Below are 6,064 nucleotides of genomic sequence, written 5' to 3'. Positions count from 1 at the left end.
TTTCCCGTTCTGCGAGGTATTCGTCGAGCGTGATCGGAGACGGGCGTTTGTGGATTTTCTGCCCGAGTTTCTCCCGGACAAGGTAGTAGCTGGCCTGGAGCGTGCGGTTTATTTCGGTCAGCCCCCGGCGCGGCGGGAAGATTTTCATGGTCATCTCCCGGTTCCATTTGCGGGTGAAGAAACTGCTGTAATAGTCGTCCTCGGGATTTACGAGATATTCGATCGTCCCCTCCCATTCGATGCGGTTGAGCAACAGGTTGGGTTCGGATACGTAGAGCATCTTGAACGGCAGCGACTGGTAGGGCAGGTAGTTGAGAAAGACCTCGCCGTAGTTGTTGCGGTAGTTACCCGGCATCTTCTCCTTTTCGTAAAATACGAGTTTGTCTTCGATGAGCAGGATCACCCAGCGGTGCGACTCCTTGGGAAACATCTGTTCGCCGAGCATGCTCGGGGTCTCGACATACCCGCGTTTGCCGACCCGGACCATCTCTTCGATGAACCGGGCGGGATTGTCGGCATGTTCGAGAACCTGGTTGCAGATCACATAATCGAAAGCATCTTTTTCGAACGGGAGTTGCTCGCCGTCGGCTTCGATGAATTGCTGGTGAGGGTAAATCAGGACTTTTCCGCAGCGATGGGTGTCGTCGTGCGGAAACTTGTCGGCTATCACATCGGAACGAAACATCGGATCGTGTCCGGGACCGATTTCGAGTACCTTATCCCTGCGCTTGATGCGGAGATCCTGGCGTCCCAATGGATGACGGGTTATCATAGAGTGAGTTTGATGTGTGTCCCCGCAAATATAGGAAAAAACCTGCGTAAAAAATAAATCGGCTGAATATTTTCGGCCGATTTGTAAACGATTTTGTCCGAATTGTGGCTTTGCTCCCGAAATCGTCGTCTAATGTTCTCTGTTCTTGAGGTTTATGACGCGATTGATCCCCGGAAAATAGTCGGTGTGCGGCGCTATTTGCCGTTGACGAAATCGAGGATCGCCCGGGCCGTGGTTTCCGGCTCCTCCAGAAATCCCATGTGGCCGCTGTTTTCGAGCCATACGATCCGGGCTTGCGGATGCCCTTCCACCAGCTTTTCGGCCGCTTCGACAGGGATGTAGTTGTCCTTGCGTCCGAGGATGAAGAGCTGGGGAACCTTCGAGGCGCGCAGCATCTCGTTCCGGTCCTTGCGGGCGATCATGCCGTTGAGCAGCGCTACGATTCCTTCGTCCTCGGTGACGGCAACCTGTTCGGTGAGGTCCTCGATGTAGTCTTTCATCCGGGTGCGGTTGTCCTCGGCGAAGCCCGCTTCGGGGGCCACGCGGGCCAGCGTATCCTTTTTCCCGGCCTTTACGAGGGCGATTTCGCGGCGGCGGTTTTCGGCCTTCTCCGGCGTGTCGGCGTTGGGTGTCGAACTTAACAGCACAACTCCGTTGAGCATGTCGGGATGGCGTTCGCAGAAGGCCAGGGCTACGTAGCCGCCCATCGAGTGCCCGACGAGTGTGCAGCGGGGGATTCCCAGCGCCCGGAGGGCGTCGGCCACCGTGTCGGCGAGGAACTCCATCGAATGCTCCTCGCCCGTCACGACCGAGATGCCGTGACCGGGCAGGTCTAACGTAACCACGCGAAGCTCTTTGTAGAGGAATGGAACGAAATCCTCCCAGACGAGCATCGATTCGAGGTATCCGTGCAGGAGCACGACGCATTTGTCCCCTTTCTGGGAGTCGCAGACGTGCAGGGCGGTGGGACCCGCCATGATGAATTTTTCGATCATTGAATCTGGATTTATTCCTCCTCTTCGTCGAGGTAGTCGAGAACGGACTCGCGTTTGAGGGGCAGGATCTCCTCCTCGTCCTCTTCGTCGAAACTGCTGTAAAGCGCGTGGCGCTCCTTGCCGCTCTTGCGTATCGGTTCGAGACGTTTGGCTTTCCGAAGTTCATCCGCGTCGTGTTCGCGGATTCCCTTTTGTGTTTTCATGGGGAAATGAATGGTTGGTTTTAGAAATTTTCGCTGTCGAACACTCCTTCGAAGACGCGGCGCGCCGGTCCCGTCAGGCGGATGTCCGTATAGGTTTGTGTTCCCTGTTCATGCGAAAACCGTACCGCAAGCGCTCCTCCGGGTACGGTGATGCGGAAATCGGTCGTGTGGGGCTGCCGCGCGAAGGCCGTCACGATGGCCGCGGCCGTGGCTCCCGTGCCGCAGGCGAGGGTCTCGTTCTCCACGCCGCGTTCGTAGGTGCGCATGCGGATCGTGCCGTCGCCTGTGATCTGCACGAAATTGACGTTCGTGCCCTGCGGGAAGCGCGTCGTGTCGCGGCGGATGGCCCGTCCGCGGCCGGTCACGTCGACCGCTTCGAGGTCGTCGACGAATTCGACGTAGTGCGGGACGCCCGTGTTGAGAAACCACCAGCCGTCGCCCGTGCGGATCTCCCGCACGGCGATCATGCCCAGCTCGATCTCTCCCGAAGTGCCTTTCAGGCGGCGGATGCGGGCGGTGTGAAGCCCGTCTGCGGCATCGAAGAACTTGGTCTCCCCGCCGATGCCCCGGTGTTCGGCGAAAAGCGCGAAGCAGCGGGCGCCGTTGCCGCACATCTCGCCTTCCGACCCGTCGGCGTTGTAATAACGCATCGAACAGTCGATCTCCGCGTTCCGGGCGAGGGTCATCAGCCCGTCGGCTCCGATGCCGAAATGACGGTCGCACAAGGCTGCGATAAGTTCCGCACGGGGTGTGAAGCCGCCTTCGCGGTTGTCGATCAGGATGAAGTCGTTGCCTGCTCCTTCGTATTTTGCAAATGCCGTCTGCACTTTTTGAATGGTTATGTCTTGGCAAAAATAGTAAAACTTCTAAAAGTTTTGCTAATTTTGTGAAAAATATCCGCCCGGGCGTGCAACGGCGGGCGGATTGTATTGTTTATGCCAGGATTCAAAAAACAGACCTTTATGAAAAGTGTGCTTTTCAAGCATCGTTCGATACGTAAATTCCGCCCGACGCCCATTCCCGAGGAGGTGCTGCGCGAGTGTCTCGAAGCCGCCTTGCGCGCTTCGACGTGCGGCAACATGCAGCTCTATTCGCTGGTGGTGACCCGCGATGAAACGCTCCGCGAACGGCTCGCGCCGTGCCATTTCAACCAGCCGATGGTCCGCCAGGCTCCGTGCGTGGTGACCGTCTGCGCCGATATTCACCGTTTCACGATGTGGTGCGAGCAGCGCGACGCCGACCCTGCCTACGACAATTTCGCGTGGTTCCTGAACGCTTCGACCGACGCCCTGCTGGCCGCGCAGAACCTCTGCGTCGAGGCCGAAATGCACGGGCTGGGCATCTGCTACCTCGGTACGACGATCTACACCGCGGGCGACATTTCGCAGATACTGGAACTTCCGAAGGGGGTCATTCCGCTCACCACCGTGGTCCTGGGTTATCCCGACGAGTCGCCCGAACTGACCGACCGCCTGCCGCTCGAAGCCGTGGTCCACTACGAGAAGTACACCGATTACACGGCCGCCGAGATCGACGAACTGTGGGCCGAGCGCGAAGAGTCGGAGCTTACCAAACGTCTGCTGGCGGAAAACGGCCTCCCGAACCTGGCGCAGGTCTTCACCCAGCGGCGTTACGTGCGCAAGGACAACCTCGCCATCTCGGAGTCCTATTTCGCCCTTTTGAAAGAGAAGGGATTCTTCAACAACTGACGCCGTGCGGGGATCGTGTCGCATACTCGCCGCCGCGCTGCTGGGCCTGCTGTGCTCGGCGTGCAGCGTCACGCGCCACATTCCCGAAGGACAGTATTTTCTGCAAAAAGTAAAGATCGAGGACGACCGGTCCACGCCCCGCAAGGAACGCATCACGGCTTCCGACATGGAGAAGTACGTGCGCCAGACTCCCAACAAACGCTTCCTCGGGACGAATTTCTACGTCTGGCTCTACGAGCAGGCCGACCCTGCGAAGGACAACCGCTGGAACAACTGGAAGCGCAAGATCGGGCAGGCGCCCGTGACGCTGGACATGGGGCTGACCCAGAAGAGCGCCGAAAACCTGAAGGTCTACATGGACTCGAAGGGTTTTTTCTCCTCGCAGGCGACCTATGAGGTCGACACCGTTTCGCGCCGCAAGCGTGCGACGGTCACCTTCCGCACGCGCCAGGGCGAGCCTTACCGCATCGACTCCGTTTCCTACGAGTTCCAGGACAACTTCCTCGAACAGATCGTGCTGCCCGACACCGTCAATACGCTGCTGCATACGGGCGATATTTACGACGTGTCGGTCCTCGATGCCGAGCGGGAGCGCATCGCCGCCTACCTCAAGGAGCGGGGGTACTACAATTTCTCGGTCAACAACATCTCCTACGCCGCGCGGATGTTCGAGAAGGAGCGGCTGATCGACCTGCGGCTGATCGTCAAACAGTATCTCACGGGCTATGACGAACGCGGACTGCCCGTGATGGACAACAACATGGTCTACCGTATCGACCGGATCAACATTTTCCCCGATTACGACCCCACCGCCGCACGGACCGACACGACGCTGCTTTCGCGGCTCGATACGGTCTACTACCGCGGTCTGAACATCATCTACGAGAAACGGCCCAACCTGCGCCCTCCGGTGCTCCGTCAGGCCGTGCCGCTCTATCCCAACTACGTCTACAACTCGTCGCAGGTCAACCGCGCCTATTCCGACCTGATGGCGCTGGGGTATTTCAAGAGCGCGAAAATCGCCTTCGAGGAGCAGCCCCGGTCGGCCGACGTCACCGACATCGTCTCCTTCATCGGCGCTTCGGCCGATTCGACGCAGACGCTCTACACGCGCGAGGGCTACCTGACGTGCAACATTCTCTGCACGCCGACGCTCAAGCAGAGCGTCAAGGTCGATCTCGAAGGCAGCACCACGTCGAGTTTCTACGGCCTGAAGGCCACCGTCGGTTATCAGAACCGCAATATTTTCCGCGGCGCCGAGTCGTTCGACCTCTCCTTCACGGCGGGTTACGAATTTATGAAGGCTCCCGACGCCAGGCGCAAACGGGCCACCGAATTCGGCGTCACGACCGGACTGACCTTCCCGCGGTTCCTCGTGCCCTGGCGCACGGGCCGTTTCCGCACGGTGAACCAGCCGAAGACCAAGGTCGAACTGTCGATCAATTTTCAGGACCGCCCCTATTACGCCCGTACGCTTTCGAGCGCCGGCATCACCTACATGTGGACCAACAGCCGCTATTCGTCCTTCTCGCTGCGGCCGATCGACATCAACGTGGTCGACATGACTCGCCCGGTCGATCCCGAATTCCTGGGCAATACCTCCAACAAATACCTGATCAACAGTTTCAAGACCCAGTTCATCGGCGGCCTTTCGTTCGGCTACGGCTATAACAACCAGCGCAAGAACCTCGGCGGAAACGCCACGAACATCCGGTTCAACGCCGAGACCGCCGGCAACCTGATCGACGCCGTCGAGCACGCCTTCTTCTCGCCGGCCAAGGGAAAGGAGCAGTATACGATTTTCGGCATCGAGTATTCGCAGTATTTCCGCACCGATTTGAGCGTCAGCCGGAAAATCATGCTGGGGGGCGCTACGGCGCTGGTGGGACGGCTTTACGGCGGTGTGGCGATGGCTTACGGAAACTCTTCGTCCGTACCTTTCGACCGCCAGTTCTATTGCGGCGGCAGCAACGGCATGCGCGGCTGGACGCCCCGAACCCTCGGGCAGGGTTCGGTGGCCAATCCCCACAACGATTTTCCGGTCCAGACGGGCGACGTGAAGCTGGAAGCCAACCTCGAACTGCGCTTCCCGGTCTGGGGCATGATCCACGGCGCGACCTTCTTCGATCTGGGCAACATCTGGTATATCCGGCACTATTCGGGTGAGTCCGAAGATACGGTGTTCCGGTTCGACCGTTTCTACAAACAGCTGGGATTCAACACGGGACTCGGCCTGCGTTTCGACATCAAGTTCGCCGTGCTGCGCCTCGACTGGGGTATTCAGCTGCACAATCCCAACAACCCCTCGGGCGAGCGGTGGATCCACAATTTCAAGTGGAAGAACACGGCGCTCAACTTCGGCGTGGGTTACCCGTTTTAACGTTC

The 6,064-nt window shown here is 58.9% G+C and carries 6 protein-coding genes; 2 read left to right on the top strand and 4 right to left on the bottom strand.

The features are described from left to right. The 4 genes from DWW03_RS13965 to dapF form a co-directional block, all read right to left on the bottom strand. On the bottom strand, positions 1-772 hold a 772-nt coding region (locus DWW03_RS13965; RefSeq protein ID WP_147344323.1), incomplete at its 3' end, for a class I SAM-dependent methyltransferase. Positions 773-966: 194 nt separating this feature from the next. After that, positions 967-1,767 (bottom strand): alpha/beta fold hydrolase, encoded by an 801-nt coding sequence (locus DWW03_RS13960; protein ID WP_118406919.1) that lies wholly within the window; start codon positions 1,765-1,767, stop codon positions 967-969. 11 nt (positions 1,768-1,778) lie between these two features. Then, a complete protein-coding gene (locus DWW03_RS13955) occupies positions 1,779-1,970 on the bottom strand; it encodes a hypothetical protein (RefSeq protein ID WP_015547300.1) in 192 nt (63 codons plus the stop codon). Positions 1,971-1,990: 20 nt separating this feature from the next. After that, the gene (gene dapF / locus DWW03_RS13950; RefSeq protein ID WP_022061368.1) at positions 1,991-2,797 is read right to left on the bottom strand and encodes a diaminopimelate epimerase; all 807 of its coding nucleotides are present in this window, start codon (positions 2,795-2,797) and stop codon (positions 1,991-1,993) included. Between the two features lie 135 nt (positions 2,798-2,932). Between dapF and DWW03_RS13945 the strand changes: the two genes are divergently transcribed. Further along, positions 2,933-3,679 (top strand): nitroreductase family protein, encoded by a 747-nt coding sequence (locus DWW03_RS13945; protein ID WP_118406918.1) that lies wholly within the window; start codon positions 2,933-2,935, stop codon positions 3,677-3,679. A 4-nt stretch (positions 3,680-3,683) separates the two neighbouring features. After that, positions 3,684-6,059 (top strand): BamA/TamA family outer membrane protein, encoded by a 2,376-nt coding sequence (locus tag DWW03_RS13940; RefSeq protein ID WP_118406917.1) that lies wholly within the window; start codon positions 3,684-3,686, stop codon positions 6,057-6,059. Positions 6,060-6,064: the final 5 nt, after the last annotated feature.

Origin of the sequence: Alistipes sp. AF14-19 (assembly GCF_003461645.1) — a bacterium.
GTDB classification, from domain to species: domain Bacteria; phylum Bacteroidota; class Bacteroidia; order Bacteroidales; family Rikenellaceae; genus Alistipes; species Alistipes shahii.
The sequence above is the reverse complement of the archived record's forward strand: the minus strand, read 5'-3'. Positions and strand labels throughout refer to the sequence as shown.

Excerpts from the sequence above, each read along its gene's own strand:
- DWW03_RS13955 (WP_015547300.1), bottom strand. The coding sequence starts at position 1,970 with ATGAAAACACAAAAGGGAATCCGCGAACACGACGCGGATGAACTTCGG.
- DWW03_RS13945 (WP_118406918.1), top strand. The coding sequence starts at position 2,933 with ATGAAAAGTGTGCTTTTCAAGCATCGTTCGATACGTAAATTCCGCCCG.
- DWW03_RS13960 (WP_118406919.1), bottom strand. The coding sequence starts at position 1,767 with ATGATCGAAAAATTCATCATGGCGGGTCCCACCGCCCTGCACGTCTGC.